Genomic DNA, 23,945 nt, shown 5'->3' with positions numbered 1-23,945 from the left:
TTCATGACGAAGGACGGCGAAGGAGTGGCGCGCGACGGCGACGCGGGGGTGCCGGGGTCGCTGGCCAGGGTGCTCGGCGATGTCGCGGCCGAACGGGCGGCGCAGGACGCCAAGTGGGGCATGCAGGCCGTGCCCGACGGCACCGGGGCCGAGGGCGCGGTGGCCGAGGCCGATCGGGCGAGGCGGGAGACCGACGAGGCGGGCCGGCACGGGGAGCTGACCTGGCGGCACATCCTGCGTGAGGAGGTCTTGGAGGCGTTCGCCGAGTCGGACCCCGAGCTGTTGCGGACCGAGCTGATCCAGGTGGCCGCGGTCGCCGTCAAATGGGCCCAGGCACTGGACCGCCGCACTGGAGACGCCGGGCGGCCAGGCGCGGAGGAGACGGCGGCGAAGGTCGGCGTGGAGCCGCGCGCCGACGCTGAGCGGTCAGGTACCGGCGCCGCTGGGGAGCCGCGGCCCGACAGGTTCCGGGCCATCGTCGACGTGCACGTGATGCTCGTCCGTGACGGCACCGTACTTCTCGGCAAACGGGCCAACACCGGCTACGGCGACGGCCAGTGGCACCTGCCCTCGGGCCATCTGGAGCCCGGTGAGTCGGTGGTCGGCGCGGCCGTCAGGGAGGCCCGCGAGGAGGTCGGCGTCGGCATCCGGCCGGAGGACCTGGAGTTCGCCCACGTCATGCACCGCGTCCCCGACCGTGTGGGCCTGTTCTTCGTCGCCAGGAAGTGGGACGGCGAGCCGTACAACGCCGAGCCGCACAAGTGCGCCGAGCTCGCCTGGCGGCCGCTCGGCGAACTGCCCGACGACACGATCGGCTACCCGGCCGCCGCCATCGCCAGGGTGCTGGCGGAGGAGCCGTTCGCGCTGTACGGATGGTCCACAGGCATCGCTTGACAGCGTTGTGACGCCCCGCAATATAGGTGTCACATGTCCCGCAGCTCGTCCCACTGCTGGCGCGCGCCCGCCAGCCAGGTGCCGTGCAGGTCGTTGAAGACGTTGGCCGCGCGCACCCCGATCCAGTTCGGTGGCAGCAGCTCCAGCGGCAGCCGCGGGTCGAGCATCGGGAAGCGCCGCCATTCGTGGACGAGCCGGACCTGCGCCAGCAGCACCGCATCGCCCGGCTCCGGCCGCATGCCGGCGAACTCCTGGATGAACTCCTGGTAGTGCGCCGCCAGCTCCCCCAGATGCCAGGCCTGCTCCACCAGCGTCCGCTCGGAGCCGATCCCCGCGTAGGGGCCGTTGAACGAGAACACCGCCACGTCGAGCCCCAGCCCCTCGACCACCTGCTTGGCCTCGGCCTCGCGGGTGGCGTGCGGGCTGACCCACACGCCGGGCACAGGACTGCCGAACCCTGCCCAGGTCAGGCCGGTACGTAGCTGGTGACGCAGCTCGCGCCGGGACTCGGGCACGGTCGCGATCAGCACCACCCAGCGCCCGTCCCACGGCTCGCGGTCGCGGCCGAACGCGTAGATCCGCTCGGCCCCCTCGGTCAGCAGCTCGCGGCCGCGCCGCGTCAGCGACCAGCGCACCCGCCGCCCGGAGCGCGCCGACACGATCCACCCGTCGGCGGCCATCCGCGCCAGCGCCTGCCTGGCCGACTTCTCCTCCACCCCGAGCCCGCCCATCACGTGCAGCAGCGCGGACGTCCACGCGGGCTCGCCGGACGGCAGCACATGCTCGCCCAGCACGGTCAGCAGCATCGACCTGGCGCTCGACTGGTGGCGGCGGGGCGGCCTGGCCATTAACGCTCCTTTCGCGGCGGGAGTCTGATTCAATGCTACAAGTAGTTGACGATGCATCAATTCTCTATAGAAGATTCTCGTACGGAGTCTCCCTCCCCGTAAGGACGACCATGTCATCCGAGTCGTTCAACGCCAGTCTCTATCTCGTGGATCGTCAGGTCGAAGCCGGTCGCGGCGGCTGCACCGCGGTCGCGGGCCCGGCCGGGACCCTCACATACGCCCAGCTCGCGGCCCGTGTCGGCGAGCTATCCTCCGGGCTGCGGGTGCTCGGTGTCAGGCCCGAGGAACGGGTCGTGCTCGTCATGTCCGACCGCCCGGAAACGCTCGTCACCATCCTGGCCGTCATGCGCATGGGCGGGGTCGCCGTGCCGCTGTCGACCATGTACACCGGCGTGGAGCTGGGCGCGCTCATCCGCGACTCGCGGGCCCGCGTGGTGGTGGCGACGCCCGAATACGAGCCGACGGTCCGGGTGGCACTGGCGAACGCCCCCGAGGTCGCCCTGCTCGTCCTCACCGGCAACATGGGCCACCGGGCCGCCAACGTCATCCCCGGCTCCGACGCGGACGTCGGGGTTCCGGTGTGCTCGCTGGCGGACGTGGTGGACGCCGGCCGTACAGTGGCCGAGCCGTACCAGAGCTGGACGGAATCGCCAGCGTTGTGGCTCTACACCTCGGGCACGACCGGCGCGCCGAAGGCCGCCATGCACCGGCACGGCGCCATCAGGGACGTCTGCGAGACCTACGGCCGTGAGGTTCTCGGCATCACGCCGGACGACCGGTGCTTCTCGGTCGCCCGGTTGTTCTTCGCCTACGGCATCGGCAACTCGCTGTTCTTCCCGCTGTCGGTGGGCGCGACCACGGTGCTCGACCCCTTCAGGCCCACCCCGCCGGGGGTGGTCGCGCGGGTGGTGGCCGAGCGGCCGACGCTGTTCTTCGCCGGGCCGACGTTCTACGCGAGCCTGCTCGCCTCCGACGCCCCCGACGACACCTTTTCCTCGGTACGGCTGGCGGTCTCAGCGGGCGAGGCGTTACCCGCGGAGATCTACCGGCGCTTCACCGAGAGGTTCGGCGTCGACATCATCGACGGCCTCGGCTCGACCGAGGCCCTGCACATCTTCATCTCCAACCGGCCCGGCCAGGTCAGACCGGGCACCTCGGGGACCGTCGTGCCCGGGTATGAGGGCAAGCTGCTCGACGACTCCGGCGACCCCGTGGCCGACGGGCAGCCGGGCCACCTGTACGTGCGCGGTGACTCCATCGCCACCGGCTACTGGTGCCGGACCGAGACCACCCGGCAGGTGTTCCAGGGGGAGTGGCTACGCACCGGCGACACCTACCTGCGTGACGCCGACGGTGTCTACCAGTGCCTCGGCCGCTCGAACGACATGATCAAGGCGGGTGGCATCTGGGTGTCGCCCATGGAGGTCGAGTCCCGGCTGCTGCTGCACGAGTCGGTCGGAGAGGCCGCGGTCGTCGCCTACACCGACGTGCACGGGCTGGAGAAGCCGGTCGCCTGCGTGGTCCCCGCCGCCGGGAAGACGGTGGACGCGGCGGAGCTCATCGCGTTCTGCCGCGACGGGCTGGCGGCCTTCAAACGGCCGCGCGAGGTGCTGGTACTGGAGGAACTCCCCAAGACCGCCACCGGCAAGATCCAGCGCGTGATCATCCGCCAGATCGCCACCGACCTGCTCGGCAAGTGACCGCTCAGACTCCGCGTTGGGGCAGCCCGCCCCGGATGTCAGAACGCGTCACGCAGCTCCCTTTTCAGCACCTTTCCGCTGGCGTTCTTGGGCAGTGACCGCACGAAGACCACCGTCTTCGGTGTCTTGAAGGCCGCCAGTCGTTCCCGCAGGAAGGAGGTCAGCTCGCCGGCGGTCAGGGCGGCGCCCGCGCGCAGGACCACGGCGGCCGTCACCGCCTCGATCCATCGCGGATCGGGCACCCCGAACACGGCCGCCTCCGCGACGGCCGGGTGCTGGTAGATGGCCTCCTCGACCTCCCGGCTGGCCACGTTCTCGCCGCCGGACTTGATCATGTCCTTCTTGCGGTCGACGATCGACAGGTAGCCGTCGGCGTCCAGCACGCCCAGGTCGCCGCTGTGGAACCAGCCGCCGCGGAACGCCTCGGCGGTCTTGTCCGGGTCGTTCCAGTAGCCGAGCATGGCGTGCGGACTGCGGTGCACGATCTCGCCGACCACGCCGCGCGGCACCGGCTCGTCGTCGGCGTCGACGATCCGGGTCTCGACGTTCAGGGCGGGCCGGCCCGCCGAGCCGAGCCTGGTCAGCTGCTCGTCCGGGCCCAGGATGGTGGCCACGGGCGCCATCTCGGTCTGGCCGTAGAAGTTGAACAGCCGCACCCCCGGTAGCCGCGCGGCGATCTCCTTCAGCACCTCGACCGGCATGATCGACGCGCCGTAGTAGCCCTTGCGCAGGGACGACAGGTCGCGGCGGTCGAAGTCGGGATGGCGCAGCAGCCCGATCCAGACGGTCGGCGGGCAGAACAGCTTGCTGGCGCCCTCCGCCTCGATCGCCGCCAGGATCGCCGCCGGGTCGGCGCCGGGCAGGATCACGTTGGTGGCGCCGAGGTAGAGGCCGGGCGTGAGGAAGCAGTGCAGTTGCGCGCAGTGGTAGAGCGGCAGCGCGTGCACCTCCACGTCGGCGGCGCTCATCTCGCCGTCGATCACGCACGAGGTGTACTGGGCGATCAGGCCGCGGCTCGACAGGGTGGCGCCCTTGGGCCTGGATTCGGTGCCGCTGGTGTACATGAGCTGGATCGGGTCGTCGTCGGCGATCTCCACCCGCGGCTCGGAGTCGTCGCCGTACGCCATCCAGTCGGTGACCGGCTCCCACCCTTCGGCGTGCCCGATCACCCCGCGCACCGCGACCCCGTCGGAGACGGCCCGCTCGGCCACGGGCAGGAGCGCCTCCTCCACCAGCAGGCCCGTCGCACCCGCGTGCCCGAGGATGTAGGAGACCTCCTCGGCCCCCAGCATGAAGTTGATCGGCACGGAGATCGCGCCCAGCCGGGCCAGCGCGAAGTAGGCCACCACGAAGGCGTCGTTGTTGTGGCTGAACACGGCGAACCTGTCGCCCTTGCCCACGCCCCGGGCGGCCAGCGCGTTGGCCATGCGGTTCGCCGCGCGGTCCAGCTCGGCGTAGGTCCATCGCGCCTCGCCGTACACGATCGAGGTCTTGGCGGGAGACCGCGCGGCCGAGCGCCGCAGCAGGTCGCCGATGGCATGCTGGCGAGTCGTCATGCGCACATCCTCCCGAATTATGTTCGGTGATCCTAGCGAACACAAAAGGCGCCCGCCGCAGATGCGGCGGGCGCCCTCAGATCAGCACCGTCAGGTCTGCGGGCGACCTCCCGGCTGGGTGACGCCGTTGACCTTGAGCGTGTACGGCGCGTACTGGCCGACCTGCTCCGTCGATTCGTCGTAGGCCACGATCGCTACCACCTTCGAGAACGGCAGCATGGTGGCCAGCTGCAGCCGGTTGAGGCTGATGCTGGTCTTGCCGTTGGACTCCAGCTGCAGCGCCACCGAGTGCTTCTCGTCGAGGCCGATCAGCCGGACGTTCCAGTTCTCGACCGGGGTCGGGAAGACCTCGGTCGGCGAGTCGAACGGGTCGAGCGACGAGCCGTCGCTGACCGCGGTGGCGCCGACCGTGATGTCGTCGATCTTCCAGCCGCCCTCGTTGACCCCCGCGTCGCTGACGTAGCGGAAGCCGAGGAGGATCTCCTGGCCGGCGTAGGCCGACAGGCTGTAGGTGTGCGGCTCGAAGCCGGTCGTGGTGCCGTTGATCGCGGGGCCGAGCGGGCCCGCGATCGTCTTGTCGCCGGCGATCGAGGTGTAGGTCTTGCCGCCGTCCGTGGAGACGATCACGTAGCCGTAGTCGAAGCCCTGCTCCGCGCCGTACTTGGCGAGGAAGCGCAGCGTCGGGTCGGCGGCCGGGACGGTCACCTTGGTGACGGCGGCGGCGTTGGTGTTGCTGGCGTTGCCGGAGAACAGCACCGGGTTGCCCGCGCGGTCCGGGTCGTCGGAGACGACGGTCCAGGCCAGCGGGAGGGCGGGCAGCGTCTTGGAGCCCTCGAACGACAGCGAGCGCAGGTCCACCCCGCGCAGGAACGTGCCGTCCGCCTTCTGCAGCGGCACGTAGTCGGCGCCGTTGGGGGCGGCACCGGCGGTCTTGTAGGTGGCCGGGTTCGCCAGGTTGACGGTCGCGTTCAGGCTGGCGCTCGTGACCCGCTTCTTGGGCACGCCCAGCATGATGCCCTTGGTCCCGCCGACGATCCGGTCGACCAGGGTGGAGGTCTGGAAGTCGTGGATCACCTGGTACATGTTCTTGGCGCCCTGCGCCGCCAGCGCCGCCTTCAAGCTGGCCAGGCCCTGCAGCGCGCCGTCACGGTGCAGCGTGGACATGAACGCCGTGCCGTACCTGTCGTACAGGAACAGCATGAACGAGTACGCGTTGCCGTAGTCGGCCAGCACGCCGTTGGCGTTGGCGCCCTCCCCCCAGATGTTGAGCGAGTTCTCGGGGCCGCCGCAGTCGCGCGGGTTGGTGTTGTACGGCGTCTGGACGATGCCGAAGCCCTGGAAGCAGTAGATGTGGCTGTCGGTGCCGCGTTCGGAGACGGTGGCCTTGGGGTTGGAGTAGCCGGTCAGCGTCATCGCGAGGTCCGACAGGCCCTCGTTCATCCAGGTGGTCTCGAGCGGGTCGGTGTAGTAGTGCGCCAGGTGCTGCCACTCGTGCGCGAACGTGCCCTCGTACTGGCGTGGCCTGGCCGGGCGCGAGGTGCACAGGTCGGCGGTCGGCTCGTCGGGCGGGTTCGCGCCGGTGCGGTGCGTCCAGTCGAACGCGTCGATCGTCATGACGTTGCGGTCGAGCAGCTCGTTGAACTGGCTGGAGAAGAAGCCCGCGATGTACGTCGGAGCTGCCGGGAAGCTGTAGTAGTTGTCGTCCCTGACGTTGTCGACCAGGGTGACGGTCTTGCTGCCGCCGCCGGTGTAGACGCCGCCGTTGCCGTTGGCGTCGGGGCCGAGGATGGCGTTGGTGCCGTCGCGGTCCGGCGGCGTGCTGAAGGCCGCGGTCTCCTTCGGGTACATGTTCGTGTCGAACTGGGTGACCAGGTCCGTCACCTGCGCGTCGGTGACCTGCGTGGACGTGGGGATCTGCGCCCGGCAGTCACCGGCGGGGAAGGCCAGGTCGTTGGCGACCCAGACCTCGATGTTGTTGCCCACGCCGCGCAGCGTGTAGTCCTTGCGGTAGAGCCTGCCGTTGAAGTCGTCCAGGCCCAGCCACTGCCGGACGGTGCCGACCGGCGGCGTGTCGGCGGCGGCCTTCGCCCTGGCCTGCGCCTTGGCCTCGTATTTGGCGGGCACCTTGACGGCCTTGCCGTCGAGTGTGAAGTCCTTGCGAGAAAGCTCTCGGATGTCGCTGGACGGCGGAGCCTTCGGATCGGCGTGCGCCGGGATAGCGGACAAAAGGGGTAATGCGAGGATAGCGGCCACGATTCCGATGAATCGGTTGCGCGCCATGGAGCCCCCTAAGAGTGGTCAGTGAGGGTGACAAAATGTGACTATCTGATCAAGGGATAGGCGCGCAAGTAAGTCAAGTGCCAACAAAGCATCAACGAATTCGTACTCACCGAGCTATCCGAGCTGACTATTTCCGGTAATGGCCGACTGACCAGCGGACCGGGCGGTTGGTGCCGCCGCCCAGCAGCTTCCACGTGACCTTGACGGTGGTCGTCCGGTCCGTGGGATAGGTGAACTCTGTCGCCGCCGAGCGGAAGGCGTTTCCCTTCCACACGGCGCAGGCGCTGCTGCTGGGCTGCACGCGGCCGTTCACCTCGAAGCTGTACCACAGGCGGTCCGCCAGGTCGCCGGTGCACAGGGAGTCGAAGCCGACCTTGCCCCGCACCTTGAACGTGGCGGAGGTGTCCTGCGGCCAGACGCCGGTTTTCGTCTCCGTGAGCCGCGCCTTCCCCGAGTGGTCCGGCAGGTCTTTGAGCGGCGGCGGCTCGACCGGCTGCGTGGGCGGCGTCCACTCGTACACGGCCAGTGCCCAGACGCCGCGGGTCTCCTTCTGCGGAACGCACTTGCCGTTCCGCACCGTACAACCCCAGCCGGTCGTGGTCGTGTCGAACGTGACCGTGAGCTTCGTGTCGCTCGTGGAGGGCGGCACCTGTAGCGGCCGCAGTTCCATGCGCTTCGAGCACACCGTGAAGACGGTAGACGGAGGCCCACCGGCACCCGTTGATGCCCTGGCGGCGCCGCTGTGCGGCCCCGCGCAGACCGCTCCGAGGTCGAGCGGCTTGCCGGAGACCGGGATGGTCACGGAGACCTTGGTCGGTCCCGTCTTCTTGATCGACATGGTGGCGATCCGCCGGTACTCCGTGCCGTCCGCGGCGGTGAACCGCTCCGGCAGCTCGGCTGCGGGCTGCGTGGCGACAGTGGTGGTCTCGCCGGCGGCCTCGCGCCGCGGCTCCGCCGTACCGGGGAGGAGGGAGACGACCAGCGCGACAGCCGCCGCGACTGCGACCACCGCGCCGCCGCCCAGCGCGCTCCTGCGCAGGCGGATCCGGCGGATGCGGGCCCGCACCTGCTCGTGCCGGGCCGGGTTGGCGGGGGAGGGGCCGTCGCCGTGCTCGCGCAGGACGTCCCGCAGGTCGGGCAGGGTCATCGGTACAGCTCCTTCACGATCGACTCGTCCACGCGCAGCTTGGCCAGCGCCTTGGCGCTCTGGCTCTTGACCGTGCCGGGCTCGCAGCCCAGCAGGCGGGCCACCTCCGTCACCGGCAGGTCCTCGTAGAAGCGCAGCACGACCACCGCCCGCTGCCTGGCCGGCAGCCGGCCGAGGGCTCGCCAGAGCGTGTCGCGCTCGTCGGAGACCGTGTCGCTGGTCGGAGTGTCGGGCAGATCGTCGCTCGGCAGCTCACGGCGCCATCTCCTGCGCCACCACGAGGTGTAGGTGGTCACCAGGATCCGGCGCACGTACGCCTCGGGCTCGTCCACGCCGGGCCAGGCGAACCACGCCTTGGCCAGCGACTCCTGCAGCAGGTCCTCCGCGGTCGCCCAGTCGCGGGTCAGCAGGTACGCGGTGCGTAACAGCCGATCCGACCGAGTGACCACAAAGTCCTGATATATCCCTCGGTCCGCCACGGACCGCCTCCTGTCGTCGTCTGTCGACGATAGGGACGCATCCAGTGCGGGCTCAGGTTGCCCGGTGTGTGTGGCGGATGAGCGTGAACGGGACCAGCTCGCCCAGCCCCCGTACGGACAGCCGGTCGACCGGGCGCAGCTCGAAGGCCCGGTCGCCCTCCAGCTCCTCGGCCATCTCCGGGCCGGCCAGGATCGTTCCCGGATGGGCCAGCGCGGTCAGCCTGCTGGCCAGGTTGACGGGGGTGCCGAACACGTCGCCCATCCGGCCGAGCACCGGCCCCACGGCCAGGCCCACGCGCAACTGCGGCATGCCCTTGTCCTTGGCGTGGGTCTCGATCAGGCGCAGGCCGATCTCCGCCGCCTCGTGCGCCTTGCCCGACACGAACAGCACCGAGTCACCCAGCGTCTTGACGATCCGCCCGCCGCCCGAGGTCACCACGTCGGCCGAGCGGCCCTCGAACCTGTCGACCAGCCCGGCCAGCTCCGTCTCGGAGATCTGCCTGCTCAGCCTGGTGAACCCGACCAGATCGGCGAACCCCACCGCCAGCCGGGCCGCGCTCGTCTCCTGCTCGACCAGCCGGTGGGCGGAGGCCGCCAACTGGCGCCGCCACGAGTAGACCAGCAGCCGGGCCAGGTCGGGCATGACCCGGTCCGCCCGCCTGCGCCATGCCCTGGGCCGCTCGTTCAGCGGCACGCCCGCCTGGTCGAGCGCCTCGGCGCCCAGCTCGGCCTGCGACTCGGCGAGCCGGGCCGTCGCCCTGCCCAGGGACCTGGCCATCAGGAGCACGTGCTCCTCGTCGTAGACGCCGTCGCTCACCATGCCGAGCAGCGTCCGCAGGGCCGCCACGTCGGAGTCGGTGAACTCGACGGCGTCGTCGGCGACGTTCGCGAAACCCAGCGCGCGCCAGAACCTGCGGGCACGGTAAACGGGGACGCCGGCCATGTCGGCGACCTGGTGGCTGGTGTAGCGACGGGGCTCGCGGAGGAACGCCTCCATCAGCCCGTCCGGATCCTCGCGCGCCACGGCTGCAACATAACACCGTTCCTGAAGACTGAGCGGGAGTGGGTCCTGTTGCCCGGACTCGTGCTCAGCCGAGCGCTCCGGACGGTGGTGGGCGTGCTGGTTGCCCGCGTTCTGGCCGCGTCCGGGCGGCGCGGATCGTGTCCGTGGTCCGGGTGTGCGGGGGCGGGGTTCCGCACGGCCCAGGGCCTCCGGCCGGCCTGGACGCTCCGATGACGCCCGGCGAGATCGTCGTCCGCGCCCGCCTCGTCCGCCTCTACCTCACCGACCGCGCCGCCCAGCGCCCGATTCAGGAGGCACGTCGCGCGCTGGAGGAGCGCGCGACCGCCGCCCTCACCGCCGAAGAACGCCGCTATCTCCGGGTCGCGCTGGCCAAGGTCGTCCAGCGGCTCACCGAGCCGACATGATCGCATCGAAGAGCAGTTCCGGTCCCCCACTCGGGAGTTCGTTGACGGCTCGTTCGGCGGCGTCCACCGCGGCCTGCGCCCAGCCGAAGCGGTGCGAGTCGACGCCGGCGATCGTCATCCGGCCGACCGGCCGCCTCGACACAAGCATCTCACGCGCGTAGGCCGCCGGCTCATCGGTCAAGGTGTTCACCGTCGGAGAGTAGGTGTGTGGCCACCGGTTCACGCTGACGGCGGCGATGGTCTCTTCCGGGTCGAACCCAGTCGATCCAAGGATGCGGCCGAGTTGGTCCTCGACGGCATCGCGGTAATCCTCCGCTGACGTCGCGAACATGGCCTCCTGCGCCGCAGCGGCCTCCCGGCGGTAATCCTGCTCGTTCGGATCCACCACCGGACGGTGGCAGAGAAGCACCACAGCCGGTTCGTCCGGATCGGATCGTTGTCCGCCGCCGACGATCGTCTGGTCGAGTTCGAGCTTGTAGAAGAACGCTCCCGGGGACGAGGCGTCGCGTATCCCTAGTTCGGCGAACGCTCGCCAGTTTCGAAGAGCGACCTTCACGTAGCACATCGGCGGCTTGACCACACGTGACAGCGAATGGCGCTGCTCGTCGCCGACCTCCGGCAGGATGTCCGGAAGTGTGCGTGCTGCGCCAGCGTAGACACAGTGCTCGCTCCGGACTCGATACACCTCTCCGTCCCGGAGATAGTCGACCTCGACTCCGTCGTCGACATTCTGAATGCGTACGACGGTGCTGGCCAGTCGGACACGAACCTTGTTGCGAGGGCTGTCGAGAGTCTCGGCGTCCAGTCTCCCCCCTGTGGTTGCAGGCTCGATGCGTTCGAGCGCCAAGCGCGCGACCGTCGCCAGCCCATCGGGGAAACGGATCTCGGGTTCGTCGAGCCAGCGGTAACGGTCGAGTCCGTCGACCCCCACGGCGTTGAAGCCGGGGAGGCCTACCCGCATGCACTCGAGTGCGGGAACACACGCGGCCGGCGAACCGAAGATTCCAATTGTTCTCCGTGTGAAAAGATCTACCGCTCCCGCGTCGAGACCCCAGTCGTTCCGTAGGAACGAACGGTAGCTGGTCCGTTCGAGGTAGTTACGTCTCGTGTCCGGATTGAGGTGGCCTAGAGTCACCCGGTCGCTGAGCCATAGATCGGCTATCGCGGCCTTTTGCTCCGGGGCATAGGGGAACTGACCGACCCACCTCAGGATTTGGTCCCGGTCCGACGGGCCGACGTTACCGGCCGGCCAATCACCGACGACCAGTCGCGATTCACCGTAAGTCTCGCGATCGAAGAAAATACTTGACCGGAGTGCGAAGGGCGAAGCTTGATCCTGATCATCTGGTCGTGCCGACGACAGATCGATACCAAGATCGGCGAAAAACCGCCTGCTGACGTGGCTTGCCCAGCTTCGCGTCCCGTTCAGTGCTGCCGCGCCACCGTATGTCACGAGGCGATGGCCGTCGACCTCAAGCTCAATACGCCTCGTCATACCTCCAACGTGCTCCGCGGTGTCGAGGAGGAGAATTCTGGCGGTTGGTCCGAATCGGTGCTGGTAGTAGTATGCTGTCGCCAGCCCACTGAGTCCCGCTCCGACGATGACCAGGTCCACTTCCTCGCCGACATGATCGGCTTCAGGAGGGGTCGATGTTTCGCTGAGCGGATTCGTTGTCGGCCTAGGTGCCGCCTGATCGTTCAGGCGTACCACGCGTTGTGTCATTGCTTCTCCTGTTAGTGCAGTGTCGACTTTGAGATCGATTCCCGCTGCCGAGTTCCTATACGTTAAAACCTTGAGTGAACTTGAGGTCAAGTCGATGGCTGTTCGTAAAGCCCTGCTGGCGGTCGGGGATGTTTCCGCTCGGAGCGGCCTTCCTATCTCTACGCTGCATTATTATGAAGCCCAGGGTCTGATCGACTCCCAGCGGACTCCGGGCAACCAGCGACGTTATGAACGGACCGTGTTGCGTAGGCTTGCGGTGATTCAGGCGGGCCGAGCGGTGGGTATCTCTCTGTCAGAGATTCGTGATGCGCTGGCCATCCTTCCGGACAATCGGGTGCCGAATAAACGTGACTGGGACCGAATGGGCCGGGAATGGCACCTGCAGATCCAGAAGCGGATCTCGCTCCTGGAGAAGCTGCGTGACGACCTGGCCTCCTGCATCGGATGTGGCTGTCTCTCAGAGAAGAGCTGCAGCATCATGAATTCGCAGTCGGCCGCCGACATCGGCGGACTCGCCGTAGGATGACGGCGACGATTTCCCCCAAGTGCTTTCAGGCAGGTGGCCAGCTGAATCGCCGTCCTGCGAATGCGCGACGCTAGAGGACTTTGGACAAGAACTCCCGGGTGCGCCCGTAGGTTGGATCGCTCAGCACCTTGCCGGGAGTTCCCTGCTCGACGATCACCCCGTCGTCCATGAATACGATGGAGTCGCATACCTCGCGAGCGAACCCGATCTCATGGGTGACGATGACCATGGTCAGGCCGTCGGCCGCCAGTTGGCGCATGACGTCGAGCACCTCGCCTACCAGCTCGGGGTCGAGGGCAGAGGTCGGCTCGTCGAAGAGCATGAGTTTGGGTTCCATCGCCAGTGCTCGGGCGATGGCCACTCGCTGTTGCTGCCCACCGGAGAGCTGTGCCGGGTAGCTCTTCGCCTTGGCGGCGAGTCCGACACGCTCCAGGAGCTCGAACGCCCGATCGCGTGCCGCAACGCGGGATTCCCTCTTGACCTGGACCGGGGCTTCCGCGATGTTCTCCAGGGCGGTCATGTGCGGAAACAGGTTGAAACGCTGGAACACCATGCCGATCTGGCGGCGCTGGGCTGCGACCTCCTTCTCGCGCATCACCTGGCGCCGGTCGGCGCCGCGCCGCCGGTAGCCGACCAGGTCACCGTCGACCCACAACTGGCCACCATCGATCTTCTCGAGGTGATTGATACACCGGAGAAAAGTCGACTTTCCGGATCCTGACGGCCCGATGATGCACACCACTTCGCCGTTCCGGACCGCCAGATCGATCCCCTTCAGGACCGGCGAGCGGCCGAAGTGCTTGTACACCTGTTCGGCCTTGACCATAGGAATCATCGGGCGGCTCCGAAGGCGCGTACGAAACGCTGCATTGGGGTCTGTCGTGGCTGATACGAGGCTCCGCGTCCGAAGTACCGCTCCAGGTAATACTGGCCTGTGGTAAATACAGATGTGACGATGATGTACCAAATGCTCGCGACGATGAGCATGGGAATCGTCTGGAACGTACGCGAGTAGATCAACTGCGTAGCGTAGAGTAGCTCCGTGTAGGCCAGCACGCTGACGAGGGACGTCGTTTTGAGCATCGAGATCGCCTCGTTACCGGTCGGCGGCACGATGACCCGCATCGCCTGGGGCAATACGATCCGGCGCAAGATCTTGAGGCGAGACATCCCGAGTGCCTGCGCTGCCTCGGTCTGACCATGGTCGACCGAGAGAATGCCGCCGCGCACGATCTCGGCCATGTACGCGGCTTCATTCAGGCCGAGCCCCAATATGGCCGCGAGCAGCGGGCTGATGAAGTCGTTGGTGTTCAACCCGAAGACCGTCGGGTACAACGCGCTGATGTTGTACCAGAAAATGAGCTGCACCAGCAGTGGCGTGCCCCGGAAGAACCACACGTAGAGCCAGGCTGCACCTGACACGAATGGATTGCCGGACTGCCGCATGATCGCGAGTGCCACTCCCAGTGCGACACCGATCGCCATCGCGATGACAGTGAGCTGCAAGGTGTTGCGCATTCCGGCCAGTATCTGCGCGGCGGTGAAGTAGTCACCGACCACGTCCCAGCGGAACCGCGGGTTGGTAATGACAGAGTAGCCGGCCAGTATGGCGACGCCGACGACGACGAGGCCTGCGCCCCAACGTCCGAAGTTCCGGTCGGGTATCGTCTTCAGCGGCGTCCCGATCCGCTCTGAGGAGGTGACCGACATCAGCTCTTCATTCCGTTGATCGTCGGATCGGTGATCGCGCCGCCGGACTGCCCCCACTTGTCGAGCAGTTTCCGGTAAGTGCCGTCCGCGATCAGGGACCTCATCGCGCCCTGCACGGCCTTGGCGAGTCCGTTCTTGGCCAAAGCGATGCCGTATGCCGAGTCCTGGTGGTTGTATGCGGCGATCTCAAAGGCGTCGTTCGCCTGCTTGGCCGAGTAGGCAGCCACCGGAGTGTCGGACAGCACCGCATCGGTCCGGTCGCTCTGCAGTGCCAGTACGGCGTCGTTCTGGGCGACGTACACTTGGCCGTCACCGGGCACCCCCGGCTTGCCGTGGGCCTTGCAGGCGGCCGAATACTTCTTTATCTCGTCCACCTGAATCGAGCCCTGCGAAGCGGACAGTCGGATTCCGCACGCCTTGTCGCCGTCGAACGCCAGCCCCTTGGGATTTCCTTTCTTCACCAGCATCGCCGTGCCCGGCGCGCGGTAATAGGTCACGAAGTCGACCACCTTTTCACGCTCCGCGGTAACGGAGAACGAAGAAATACCCAGGTCGAACTTCCCGGCCTGCAGGCCGGGGATTATGCCATCGAATCGGCCGTTTATCCACTGCGGTTGGAGGCCGAGCTTCCGCGCGATCGCCGTGCCCAGCTCCACGTCCCAGCCGATGAGCGTCTTGCCATCGGCGTCGACGAACTCGTTGGGCGCATACTCCGCGTCGGTCACCATGATCAGCGAGCCACGGGACTTGACCACGTCGGGCACGAGCGAGACGAGCGAGGGATCGGCCGCCACCTTCTTGGTCAGGTCCTGAGATACCCCGCCAGGCTCCGTCCTGTCGGCGTCGCCGACGCCGGTGGCGCCGCCGCAGGCGGTGAGAATTGAAGCGGTGACGGCCGCGACGCCAAGTCGGGATGTGGACCGGGCCGCCTTCATGGCGCCCGCGAAAGGGCTCCGCCGGAAATGGGGATCTTGATTGTTGAGTGTCGTTCTTCGTCGTGCCATCGACGTCGTCCTCTCGTGCCTCACCAGGCTTTTCGTTGGCTGGAGGCTCCGCTCGGCCAGGAACTGAACGATAGAATCTCAAGGCGACTTGAGGTCAATAGGGCGGATCCGAAAGCCGGCGCGAGGAGCGGCAGCGGTTCTGGCGGCTGATCGCTGAAGGGCTGTCGAGCGAGGAGGCCGCTGTCGCGTGCGGCGTGTCGATGCCGTTAGGGCTGCGGTGGTTCCGTAAGGGTGGCGGCACGCCGCCGATCAGTGCACGCTCCCGCTCCGACCGCCCGGCCAGCATTGGCCAGACGGCGGGCCTTGGCAATGCCGTTCCCGCCTGCCGCAGTGTTCGTGATTGCCCCCGCCCACTGCGACGACGCGTCCGGCGTCAACTCCCGCTTACGCGTCGCCCACACCGGGCGGGCACACGTCACCGCCGCCGGCTTCCGAGGCCTTCGCCCCATGACCATAGGACTCGCTCGATCGCACTGACGCCTGCACCATCGATGTTTGAGAGGAACGGTTGGATACCCCCGGCTACTCCAGTAGTGCGCGCAGCGCGGGCCGCTCGTCTACCGGGACGTATCCCACGTAATAGTCGTACATCGTCTGCCGGGACAGCCGGGCGGCCAGCAGGCCGTCGCCGGCGCGGACGGCGGCCAGCACCTCCTCGTGATGCCCGATGCTCTGCCGCATCAGCGCCTCCCGGTCGGCGGCGGCGGCGATCTTGCCGGAGACCAGGCCGAGGACGATCGAGCGGACCACGTCCGTGCAGATCTGGATGAGCTTGTTACGGCTGGCCCGCGCCACCGCGTCGTGGAAGGCGATGTCGGCGGCGCTGAAGGCGTCGTAGCCCACCTCCGCCGCCGCGCGCATGCCCGCGATGGCGGCGTCCATCTCCGCGAGCTGCTCGTCGGTACGCAGCCGGGCCGCCAGCAGGTTGGCCGAGGCGTCGAGCACCATGCGGAACTGCACCAGCTCCCCGAGTGACAGCTCGTCCACCCGGGCCAGTGTGGTCATCGACTTGTGCAGTGCGGCGGGCGAGAAGGGCTGCACCTCGGCGCCGTGCGGGTCGCCGGGCCGCGACCTGACCAGGCCGCGTGCCTGCAGCACCCGCAGCGCCTCGCGGACGGTCGAGCGGCTCACCGAGAACTGGCCCATGAGGTCACGCTCGCTCGGCAGCCGCTCGCCGGGACACAGCGCGCCGCTCTCGATGGCCTCCTCGACCTGCTCCACGATGCGCTCGTAGGCACGTACGGTGCGCACCGGCTCGAACCGCGGACCACTCATGAAGCCCCCTTGACCTGAGCCGTCGTGGACTGGCAATCTGCGTAGCCTACTGGTCCGACCAGTGCACTAGCCAGGAGGCTGTAAGACATGAGGCGAATCGGCACCTGGATCGCCGTGGGCGGTCTCCTGCTGGCCACGGCCGCGTGCGGCGGCAGTGGCGGATCGAAGGGCGGCACCGGCGGGCAGGCCGCCAAGAGCGACTCACTGGCGGTCGGGTTCGTGGCCGAGCCGGCCAACCTCGACTTCACCGCCACCGAGGGCGCCGCGATCCCGCAGGCCCTGCTGGTCAACGTCTACGAGGGCCTGGTCAAGCTGGACCAGGACGGCAAGATCCAGCCGCTGCTGGCCGAGAAGTGGGATGTCTCGGCCGACCGCAAGACCTATACCTTCACCCTGCGCAAGGGCGTCACGTTCACCAACGGCGCCCCGTTCACCGCCGACGACGTGATCTTCTCGCTGGACCGGGTGAAGAAGGACTGGCAGCTCAAGATCAAGGCGCAGCTCGACGTGGTGGACAGGGTCGAGAAGGAGGACGAGTCCACCGTCATCGTGACGCTCAAGCACCCGAGCAACGGCTTCCTCTACTCGATGGCGACCAGGCTCGGCGCGATGTTCAGCCGCACCGGCGTCGCCGACCTGGCCAACAAGCCCGTCGGCACCGGCCCCTACCAGCTCGGCTCGTGGAAGCGCGGCGACTCCATCCAGCTCGGCGCCAACGCCAAGTACTGGGGCACCAAGCCGACGCTCTCGGCCGTCACGCTGAAGTACTTCAAGGACGCCACGGCGATGAACAACGCGCTGCTGACCGGCGGCATCGACGTCATCTCCAGCGTCCAGGCGCCCGAGTCGCTCCAGCAGTTCGCCGACCCCAACCGCTTCGAGACGGTCGAGGGCACCACGAACGGCGAGGTGGTGCTGTCGATGAACAACGGCCGCCCGCCGTTCAACGACAAGAAGGTGCGGCAGGCCGTCCGCTACGCCATCGACCACAAGGCGCTGCTCGACACCGCCTGGGCGGGCCGCGGCCAGCTGATCGGCTCGATGGTGCCGCCCACCGACCCCTGGTACGAGGACCGCACCGGCGACTTCCCCTTTGACACCGCCAAGGCCAAGGCGCTGCTCGGCGGCAAGACGTACAACGTCAAGATGCGCATCCCGAACCTTCCCTACGCGGTCGCGAGCGCGCAGGTGGTCAAGTCCCAGCTCGCCCAGGTGGGCATCACGGCCGACATCGAGCCGCTGGAGTTCCCGGCCCGGTGGCTGGACGTGGTGTTCAAGCAGGGCGACTACGACATGTCCATAATCAACCACGTCGAGCCCCGCGATATGGGGATTTTTGCGGACAAGTCGTACTACTTCCGTTACGACAATCCGGAGTACGGCAAACTGCTCGCCGCCGCCGACGAGGGCACCGAGCAGCAGCAGATCGACGACCTCAAGCAGGCCGCCAAGCTGCTGTCCGACGACGCCGCGGCCGACTGGTTGTTCCTCTTCCCCAACCTGATCGTGGCGAAGAAGGGCGTCACCGGGCTGCCGAAGAACGGTATCGCGGAGGCCTTCGACTTCACGGCCCTCGCCAAGCAGTGATCCTTTACCTGCTGAAGCGGCTGGCGGTGCTCGTCGCGAGCACCGCCGTCGCCGGGGTGGCCGTCTTCGCCTTCATGGCGCTGCTGCCCGGCGACCCGGCCGAGATCGCGCTGGGCGTCAACGCGACGCCCGAGGCGGTGGCCGCGCTGCGCGCGCGGTTCGGCACCGACCGGCCGCCGCTGGCCCAGTTCGGCGACTGGTTCGGCGGGCTGATCCAGGGCGACTTCGGCACCTCCTATGTGACGAGCTCGCCCATCGGCCCGCAGATCGGTGACCGCTTGGGCGTGACGGCGGTCCTGGTGCTCGGCGGCATGGTCATCGCGCTGCTCATCGCGGTGCCCGCGGGCACGTTCGCCGCCGTCCACCACCGCAACCCCCTCGGCGTGGCCATCAGCGCGGCCAGCCAGGTCGGCATCGCGATCCCGGCGTTCCTGGCCGGCATCCTGCTGGTGTTCGTCTTCGCGGTGAAGGCGCAGGCGCTGCCGTCGGGCGGCTACGTGCCGATCACCGAGGACCCCCGCGCGTGGCTGCTCGGCCTGCTGCTGCCCTGGCTCTCGCTCGGCCTGGTGCAGGGCGCGGTCCTGACCAGGTACATCCGCAGCGCCGTGCTCGACGTGATGCGCGAGGACTACCTGCGCACCGCCCGCGCCAAGGGCCGGGGCCGGATGGGCGCCCTGTGGCGGCACGGCCTGCGCAACGCCTCCATCCCCGTGGTCACCGTGCTCGGCCTGCAACTGGCCACGCTGCTCGTCGGCGCGGTCGTGGTCGAGCGGGTGTTCGTCATCCCGGGGCTGGGCGACCTGCTGCTGAACGGGGTCGCCGGGCGTGACCTGCTGCTCGTCCAAGGTGTGGTGATGGTGCTGGTGGTGGCCGTACTGCTGATCAACTTCGTGGTCGACGTGACCTACGCCGTACTCGATCCGAGGCTGCGATGAGGGGCCGGGTCAACGGCGGGCTGGTCACCGGGGCCGTGCTGGTCGGGATCGTCGTCCTGGCGGCGCTGGTGTCGTTCGTGTGGACGCCGCACGACCCCACGCTCGTCGACGCTTCGAACAAACTGCGCGAACCCGGCGGCGGCTACCTCCTCGGCGCCGACAAGTTCGGCCGCGACACCCTCAGCCAGCTCATGGTCGGCGCCCGCACCACGCTCTACGTGGGCATCGTCGCCGTCGGCATCGCGGCGCTGATCGGCACACCCCTCGGCGTGATCGCCGGGATGACGCCGCGCGGCTGGTTGTCTGAGCTGATCATGCGGGTCAACGACCTCGTGTTCGCCTTCCCGGCGCTGCTGCTGGCCGTCATGCTCGGCGCCGTCTACGGGGCCGGGACGCTCACCGCCATGATCGCCATCGGCGTGGCCACCGTGCCTGCCTTCGCGCGCGTGGCCAGGGCTGCCACGATGCAGGTCATGGTGACCGACTACATCCTCGCCGCCCGGGCCGCCGGGCGCCGTCGCGCCGCGATAGCCGTACGGCACGTGCTGCCCAACATCGGCTCGATGCTGATCGTGCAGGCGTCGGTGTCGTTCGCCATCGCGATCCTGGCCGAGGCCGCGCTGTCGTTCCTCGGCTTCGGCACCCGGCCGCCGATCCCGTCGTGGGGCCGCATGCTGCAGGAGTCGCAGGAACTGCTCTTCTCCACCCCGCGCCTGGCCCTGTGGCCGGGCCTGGCGATCGCGCTGGCCGTACTCGGGTTCAACCTCCTCGGCGACGGGCTGCGTGACTATCTCGACCCCAAGCTCAGGAGGATCCGTGCTGAGCGTTGAGGGGCTCACCGTCCGCGCCGACGCGGTGGAGCTGGTCCGCGAGGTGTCCTTCGCCATCGCGCCCGGCGAGCGGGTCGGCCTGATCGGGGAGTCCGGCTCGGGCAAGTCGCTGACCGCGCTGTCGCTGATGGGACTGCTGCCCGAAGGCGTGCGTGCCTCCGGTGTGGCCCGGCTGGGCGAGCGCGACCTGGTCGGCGTGCCGGAAGGGCGGATCAAGGACCTGCGCGGGCGCGAGGTGTCGATGGTCTTCCAAGAGCCGATGACCGCGCTCAACCCGCTCATGCGCGTCGGCGCGCAGGTCGCCGAGGTCATGACGCTGCACGGCAGATCACGCGCCGAGGCCCGCACCCGCGCGGTCGAACTCCTCGACCGGGTCCGCCTCCCGCGCCCCGAACAGCTCGCCCGCTCCTACCCCCACCAGCTCTCCGGCGGCCAGCGGCAGCGCGTCATGCTCGCCATCGCCCTGGCCAACGAGCCCGGCCTGCTCATCTGCGACGAGCCCACCACCGCGCTCGACGTCACCGTGCAGAAGCAGATGCTGGAGCTCATCGCCGAGGTCGCCCCCGCGCTGCTGTTCATCACCCACGACCTCGCCGTGGTCGCCGCCGTGTGCGAGCGGGTCCTGGTCATGTACGGCGGGCGGGTCGTCGAGAGCGGCCCGATCCGCGAGGTCTTCGCCCGGCCCCGCCACCGCTACACCGAGGGCCTGCTGGCCGCCTCCAAGCTGACGCCGCGCGGCACCCGGCTGCCCACCATCAAGGGCAGCGTCCCGGCCGCCGGGCGGTTCCCCGACGGGTGCGTGTTCAGGAACCGCTGCCCGTACGCCTCGGAGAAGTGCGAGACCGAACCGGCCCTGACAGGAGACGGCCATGCCCACGCATGCTGGCACCCCGCTGATTGAGGCCCGCGACCTCACCCGCGTCTACCGCCGTCCCCGCGCCTCGCTCGCCCGGCAGGGCGAGGCCGTGCACGCGCTGCGCGAGGTGTCGCTCACCGTACGGCGGGGCGAGCGGTTCGGCATCGTCGGCGAGTCGGGCTCCGGCAAGTCGACGCTGCTGCGCCTGCTGTGCGCGCTCGACCAGCCCACCAGCGGGTCGATCCGCTTCGACGGCCAGGAGATCACCGGCCGGCCGGAGCGGGCGCTGAAGTTCCTGCGGCGCAGCCTCCAGATCGTCTTCCAGGACCCGATGAGCTCGCTCGACCCTCGCATGCGGGTGCGCGACCTCGTCGCCGAGCCCCTGGTCGCGCTCGGCGAGCCGGTCGGCGGCCGGGTGACCGAGCTGCTCGACGCGGTCGGCCTGCCCGCCTCGGCCGCCGACCGCTACCCGCACCAGTTCTCCGGCGGGCAGCGGCAGCGCATCGCCATCGCCCGCGCGCTCGCGCCCCGGCCCAAGGTGCTGGTCGCCGACGAGCCGGTCAGCGCCCTCGACGTGTCGGTCCGCGGCCAGATCCTCAACCTGCTGGCCGACCTGGTCGACGAGCTCGGCCTCACGCTGGTCTTCGTCTCGCACGATCTGTCCGTCGTACGGCACGTCTGCGAGACCGTCGCGGTCATGAACAACGGCTCGATCGTGGAGACCGGGCCCGTGGACGACGTCTGGGCCGCGCCGCGGCATCCCTACACGCGGACGCTGCTGCAGGCCGTACCGACATTGGAGGGGTTGCTGTGATCGAGGTCGACGAGCAGGGGGTCGTGGAGTTCACCCAGGCGCTGGTGCGCATCCCGAGCACCAACGACCCGGCGCGCGGCCGGGCCGAGCGGCCCGCCGCCGAGCTGGTCGCGGCCAAGATGCGCGAGTGGGGCTGGGAGCCGGTGGTGGACGAGGCCGCGCCCGGCCGGCCCAACGTGGTGGCCGTGGTCGAGGGCGGCGGGGGCGACGGGCCGACGCTGATGTTCGAGGGACACACCGACGTGGTCACCGAGGGCGACCTGTCGACGTGGACCGTGGACCCGTTCGGCGGCGAGATCCGCGACGGGCGGCTGTGGGGGCGCGGCAGCGCGGACATGAAGTCGGGGCTGGCCGCCACCCTCTACGCCACCCGCGCCCTGCAGCTCGCCGGCCCGTTCCCCGGCCGGATCAAGGTGTGCGCGCTGGCCGACGAGGAGGGGCTGATGCTCGGCGCCCACCACTTCGTCGCCTCCGGCCTGGCCGCCGATGTGGACGGCGCCATCGTCGCCGAGCCCGAGGCCGGGGAGATCTGCGCGGTCGCCAAGGGCGCACTGCGGCTACGGGTCGACTTCACCGGCAAGATGGCGCACGGCGCGATGCCGCAGCACGGCCGCAACCCCATCCAGGCGGTGGGAGCGCTGCTGGTGGCGCTGCGGGCGCTGGAAACGGAGCTGCAGGGGCTGCACCCCGCGCACGAGCACCTCGGCGAGGTGTACGTGACGCCGACAGTGCTGCGAGCCGGGACCGAGGAGCAGGTGAACGTCATCCCGGCGACGGCATCGGTGTTCATCGACGTGCGGACGATCCCCGGCCTGGAGCACAAGGTGGTGGCCGAGCGGGTGGCCGCGCTGGCCGCCTCCGACGGGATCTCCGCCGAGGTGTCGATCCTGGTGGACCGGCCGCCGGTGGACGTGCCCGTCTCCGACCCCGTGGTCGTGGCGCTCGCCGCCGCGCACCAGCACGTGACGGGCTCCGCGCCCGTCTACGGCGGCGTGCCCGGCTCCACCGACGGCACCGTGCTGACGCACTGGGGCGGGATCCCGTCGGTCGTGTACGGGCCCGGCGGCAAGTGGATCGCGCACCAGTCGGACGAGTACGTCGAGGTGGCGGAGATCGTGCGCTGCACCCGCGTGTTCGCCGAGGCGGCCCGGCTCTTCCTCACCCGGTCCGCGTCATGACGGCCGGAGCGACGAACTCGCTGGTCGACGTCGCCGGGCTGCGGGTCGGGCATGCCCAGCGGGTGGGCGGCGGCTACCGCACAGGGACCACCGTCGTGCTCGCGCCGCCCGGCGGCATGGTGGCCGGGGTGGACGTGCGGGGAGCCGCGCCCGGCACCCGGGAGACCGAGCTGCTCGATCCGCGCAACCTGGTGGAGCGGGTGCACGCCATCGTCCTGACCGGCGGCAGCGCGTACGGGCTCAGCGCGGCCTGCGGGGTCATGGAGCGGCTGGCGGACGCCGGGATCGGCTTCCCGGTGGAGGGCGGCGTGGTGCCGATCGTGCCCGCCGCCGTCATCTACGACCTGGGACGCGGCGGCGCGTTCCGGGCGGTCCCGGACGGCTCGCTGGGCGCCGAGGCGTACGACGCCGCCGTCCGGTCGCACGGCCCGGACCCGCGGGCGCGCGGGTCGGACGGCCCGGATCCGTGGGTGAGCGGGTCGGTCGGGGCGGGTACCGGCGCCGTGGCGGGCGGGCTGGCCGGCGGCATCGGTACGGCCAGTGTCGTCCTGCCCTCGGGGGTCACCGTGGCGGCGATGGCCGTCGTCAACGCCGTCGGATCCGTGCTCGACCCGGTGGGCGGGCGGCTGTCCGGCACCCGGTACGGGCTGCCCGGCGAGTTCGACCACCTCCGCGAGCCCCGCGAGGACGAGGTGGCGGCCTGGCAGGGCGCCACGGTGACCTCGTTCAACACGACGATCGGCGTGGTGGCCACCGATCTGGCGCTCACCAAGGCGCAGTGCGGCAAACTGGCCGGTGTGGCGCACGACGGGCTGGCCCGGGCGATCAGACCCGCCCACACCATGGTCGACGGCGACACCATCTTCGGCCTGTCCACCTGCGCACTCCCCTTCCCCGAGACCACCGCACCCGGCGCCCCCGCCTTCGCAGGCGCCGCCGGGAGCACTTCGGCACCCACGGGCGCGGGGAGCACCTCGGCACCCACGGGCACGGGGAGCGCCCCGGCGCCCGTTGGCGCGGGGCGGAACGCGCCTGGGGCCGCTGGGCTGCATGACGTGCTGGCCGCCGGGGCCGATGTGTTCAGCCGGGCCGTGGCGCACGCCATGCTCGCCGCCACCGGTCGCGACGGCGCGCCCGCCTATCGAGATGTGTTTCCAAGCGCCTGGGGGAAGTAG

General features: G+C 69.3%; 22 protein-coding genes. 11 read left to right on the top strand and 11 right to left on the bottom strand.

Annotated features, from left to right (window positions below; translation table 11 throughout):
* The first annotated feature begins 3 nt into the window (after nt 1-3).
* A complete protein-coding gene (locus tag AB0F17_RS03045) occupies nt 4-894 on the top strand; it encodes an NUDIX domain-containing protein (RefSeq protein ID WP_358015255.1) in 891 nt (296 codons plus the stop codon).
* A gap of 29 nt (nt 895-923) precedes the next feature.
* On the opposite strand, the gene AB0F17_RS03040 is transcribed toward AB0F17_RS03045, so the two are convergent.
* On the bottom strand, nt 924-1,742 hold the full coding sequence (locus tag AB0F17_RS03040; protein WP_358015252.1) for a PaaX family transcriptional regulator C-terminal domain-containing protein: 819 nt from the start codon (nt 1,740-1,742) through the stop codon (nt 924-926).
* Between the two features lie 110 nt (nt 1,743-1,852).
* Between AB0F17_RS03040 and AB0F17_RS03035 the strand changes: the two genes are divergently transcribed.
* A complete protein-coding gene (locus AB0F17_RS03035) occupies nt 1,853-3,442 on the top strand; it encodes a benzoate-CoA ligase family protein (protein ID WP_358015250.1) in 1,590 nt (529 codons plus the stop codon).
* A 38-nt stretch (nt 3,443-3,480) separates the two neighbouring features.
* Here the strand turns inward: AB0F17_RS03035 and AB0F17_RS03030 are convergent, their stop codons facing one another.
* The 5 genes from AB0F17_RS03030 to AB0F17_RS03010 all read right to left on the bottom strand — a co-directional run bounded on the left by AB0F17_RS03030 (nt 3,481) and on the right by AB0F17_RS03010 (nt 9,928).
* On the bottom strand, nt 3,481-4,998 hold the full coding sequence (locus AB0F17_RS03030) for an acyl-CoA synthetase (protein ID WP_358015247.1): 1,518 nt from the start codon (nt 4,996-4,998) through the stop codon (nt 3,481-3,483).
* 90 nt (nt 4,999-5,088) lie between these two features.
* Nucleotides 5,089-7,224, bottom strand: a complete 2,136-nt coding sequence (locus tag AB0F17_RS03025; RefSeq protein WP_358015245.1) for a choice-of-anchor J domain-containing protein — start codon at nt 7,222-7,224, stop codon at nt 5,089-5,091.
* A 181-nt stretch (nt 7,225-7,405) separates the two neighbouring features.
* Nucleotides 7,406-8,425: a hypothetical protein gene (locus AB0F17_RS03020; RefSeq protein ID WP_358015242.1), complete on the bottom strand. Its 1,020-nt coding sequence runs from the start codon at nt 8,423-8,425 to the stop codon at nt 7,406-7,408.
* Nucleotides 8,422-8,904 carry a SigE family RNA polymerase sigma factor gene (locus AB0F17_RS03015; RefSeq protein ID WP_358015239.1) on the bottom strand — a complete coding sequence of 161 codons (483 nt, stop codon included), beginning with the start codon at nt 8,902-8,904 and terminating at the stop codon, nt 8,422-8,424. The genes AB0F17_RS03020 and AB0F17_RS03015 overlap by 4 nt, the downstream gene beginning before the upstream one ends.
* 52 nt (nt 8,905-8,956) lie before the next feature.
* On the bottom strand, nt 8,957-9,928 hold the full coding sequence (locus AB0F17_RS03010) for an adenylate/guanylate cyclase domain-containing protein (protein WP_358015236.1): 972 nt from the start codon (nt 9,926-9,928) through the stop codon (nt 8,957-8,959).
* 209 nt (nt 9,929-10,137) lie between these two features.
* Between AB0F17_RS03010 and AB0F17_RS03005 the strand changes: the two genes are divergently transcribed.
* Entirely contained in the window at nt 10,138-10,332 is a 195-nt protein-coding gene (locus AB0F17_RS03005; protein WP_358015233.1) for a hypothetical protein, read from the top strand.
* Here the strand turns inward: AB0F17_RS03005 and AB0F17_RS03000 are convergent.
* A complete protein-coding gene (locus AB0F17_RS03000) occupies nt 10,316-12,055 on the bottom strand; it encodes an NAD(P)-binding protein (protein WP_358015230.1) in 1,740 nt (579 codons plus the stop codon). The genes AB0F17_RS03005 and AB0F17_RS03000 overlap by 17 nt on opposite strands.
* Before the next feature lie 70 nt (nt 12,056-12,125).
* Between AB0F17_RS03000 and soxR the strand changes: the two genes are divergently transcribed.
* Nucleotides 12,126-12,581, top strand: coding sequence for a redox-sensitive transcriptional activator SoxR (gene soxR, locus AB0F17_RS02995; RefSeq protein ID WP_358015227.1), 456 nt, complete (start codon nt 12,126-12,128; stop codon nt 12,579-12,581).
* A gap of 70 nt (nt 12,582-12,651) precedes the next feature.
* Here the strand turns inward: soxR and AB0F17_RS02990 are convergent, their stop codons facing one another.
* The 4 genes from AB0F17_RS02990 to AB0F17_RS02975 form a co-directional block, all read right to left on the bottom strand.
* Nucleotides 12,652-13,416, bottom strand: coding sequence for an amino acid ABC transporter ATP-binding protein (locus AB0F17_RS02990; protein WP_358015224.1), 765 nt, complete (start codon nt 13,414-13,416; stop codon nt 12,652-12,654).
* On the bottom strand, nt 13,413-14,291 hold the full coding sequence (locus AB0F17_RS02985) for an amino acid ABC transporter permease (RefSeq protein WP_358015221.1): 879 nt from the start codon (nt 14,289-14,291) through the stop codon (nt 13,413-13,415). Before AB0F17_RS02985 ends, AB0F17_RS02990 begins: the two co-directional genes overlap by 4 nt.
* On the bottom strand, nt 14,291-15,295 hold the full coding sequence (locus tag AB0F17_RS02980) for an ABC transporter substrate-binding protein (protein WP_358015218.1): 1,005 nt from the start codon (nt 15,293-15,295) through the stop codon (nt 14,291-14,293). The genes AB0F17_RS02985 and AB0F17_RS02980 overlap by 1 nt, the downstream gene beginning before the upstream one ends.
* Nucleotides 15,296-15,817: 522 nt before the next feature.
* A complete protein-coding gene (locus AB0F17_RS02975; RefSeq protein WP_214644182.1) occupies nt 15,818-16,570 on the bottom strand; it encodes a GntR family transcriptional regulator in 753 nt (250 codons plus the stop codon).
* 87 nt (nt 16,571-16,657) lie between these two features.
* Here AB0F17_RS02975 and AB0F17_RS02970 point away from each other — a divergent pair, with 87 nt between their 5' ends.
* Genes AB0F17_RS02970 through AB0F17_RS02940 form a run of 7 tightly spaced genes read left to right on the top strand, consistent with a single transcriptional unit; the run spans nt 16,658 to nt 23,945 of the window.
* Complete coding sequence (locus tag AB0F17_RS02970; protein ID WP_358015215.1) at nt 16,658-18,157, top strand: ABC transporter substrate-binding protein; 1,500 nt, start codon at nt 16,658-16,660, stop codon at nt 18,155-18,157.
* Nucleotides 18,154-19,092, top strand: coding sequence for an ABC transporter permease (locus tag AB0F17_RS02965; protein ID WP_358015212.1), 939 nt, complete (start codon nt 18,154-18,156; stop codon nt 19,090-19,092). The genes AB0F17_RS02970 and AB0F17_RS02965 overlap by 4 nt, the downstream gene beginning before the upstream one ends.
* Nucleotides 19,089-19,922 (top strand): ABC transporter permease, encoded by an 834-nt coding sequence (locus AB0F17_RS02960; protein WP_358015209.1) that lies wholly within the window; start codon nt 19,089-19,091, stop codon nt 19,920-19,922. Before AB0F17_RS02965 ends, AB0F17_RS02960 begins: the two co-directional genes overlap by 4 nt.
* The gene (locus tag AB0F17_RS02955; protein WP_358015206.1) at nt 19,909-20,823 is read left to right on the top strand and encodes an ABC transporter ATP-binding protein; all 915 of its coding nucleotides are present in this window, start codon (nt 19,909-19,911) and stop codon (nt 20,821-20,823) included. Before AB0F17_RS02960 ends, AB0F17_RS02955 begins: the two co-directional genes overlap by 14 nt.
* The gene (locus tag AB0F17_RS02950; protein WP_358015203.1) at nt 20,792-21,592 is read left to right on the top strand and encodes an ATP-binding cassette domain-containing protein; all 801 of its coding nucleotides are present in this window, start codon (nt 20,792-20,794) and stop codon (nt 21,590-21,592) included. Before AB0F17_RS02955 ends, AB0F17_RS02950 begins: the two co-directional genes overlap by 32 nt.
* Nucleotides 21,589-22,770 carry a M20 family metallopeptidase gene (locus AB0F17_RS02945; protein WP_358015200.1) on the top strand — a complete coding sequence of 394 codons (1,182 nt, stop codon included), beginning with the start codon at nt 21,589-21,591 and terminating at the stop codon, nt 22,768-22,770. Before AB0F17_RS02950 ends, AB0F17_RS02945 begins: the two co-directional genes overlap by 4 nt.
* Entirely contained in the window at nt 22,767-23,945 is a 1,179-nt protein-coding gene (locus AB0F17_RS02940) for a P1 family peptidase (RefSeq protein WP_358015197.1), read from the top strand. Before AB0F17_RS02945 ends, AB0F17_RS02940 begins: the two co-directional genes overlap by 4 nt.

Origin of the sequence: Nonomuraea sp. NPDC026600 (assembly GCF_040638335.1) — a bacterium.
In the GTDB taxonomy this organism is placed as follows: domain Bacteria; phylum Actinomycetota; class Actinomycetes; order Streptosporangiales; family Streptosporangiaceae; genus Nonomuraea.
The sequence above is the reverse complement of the archived record's forward strand: the minus strand, read 5'-3'. Positions and strand labels throughout refer to the sequence as shown.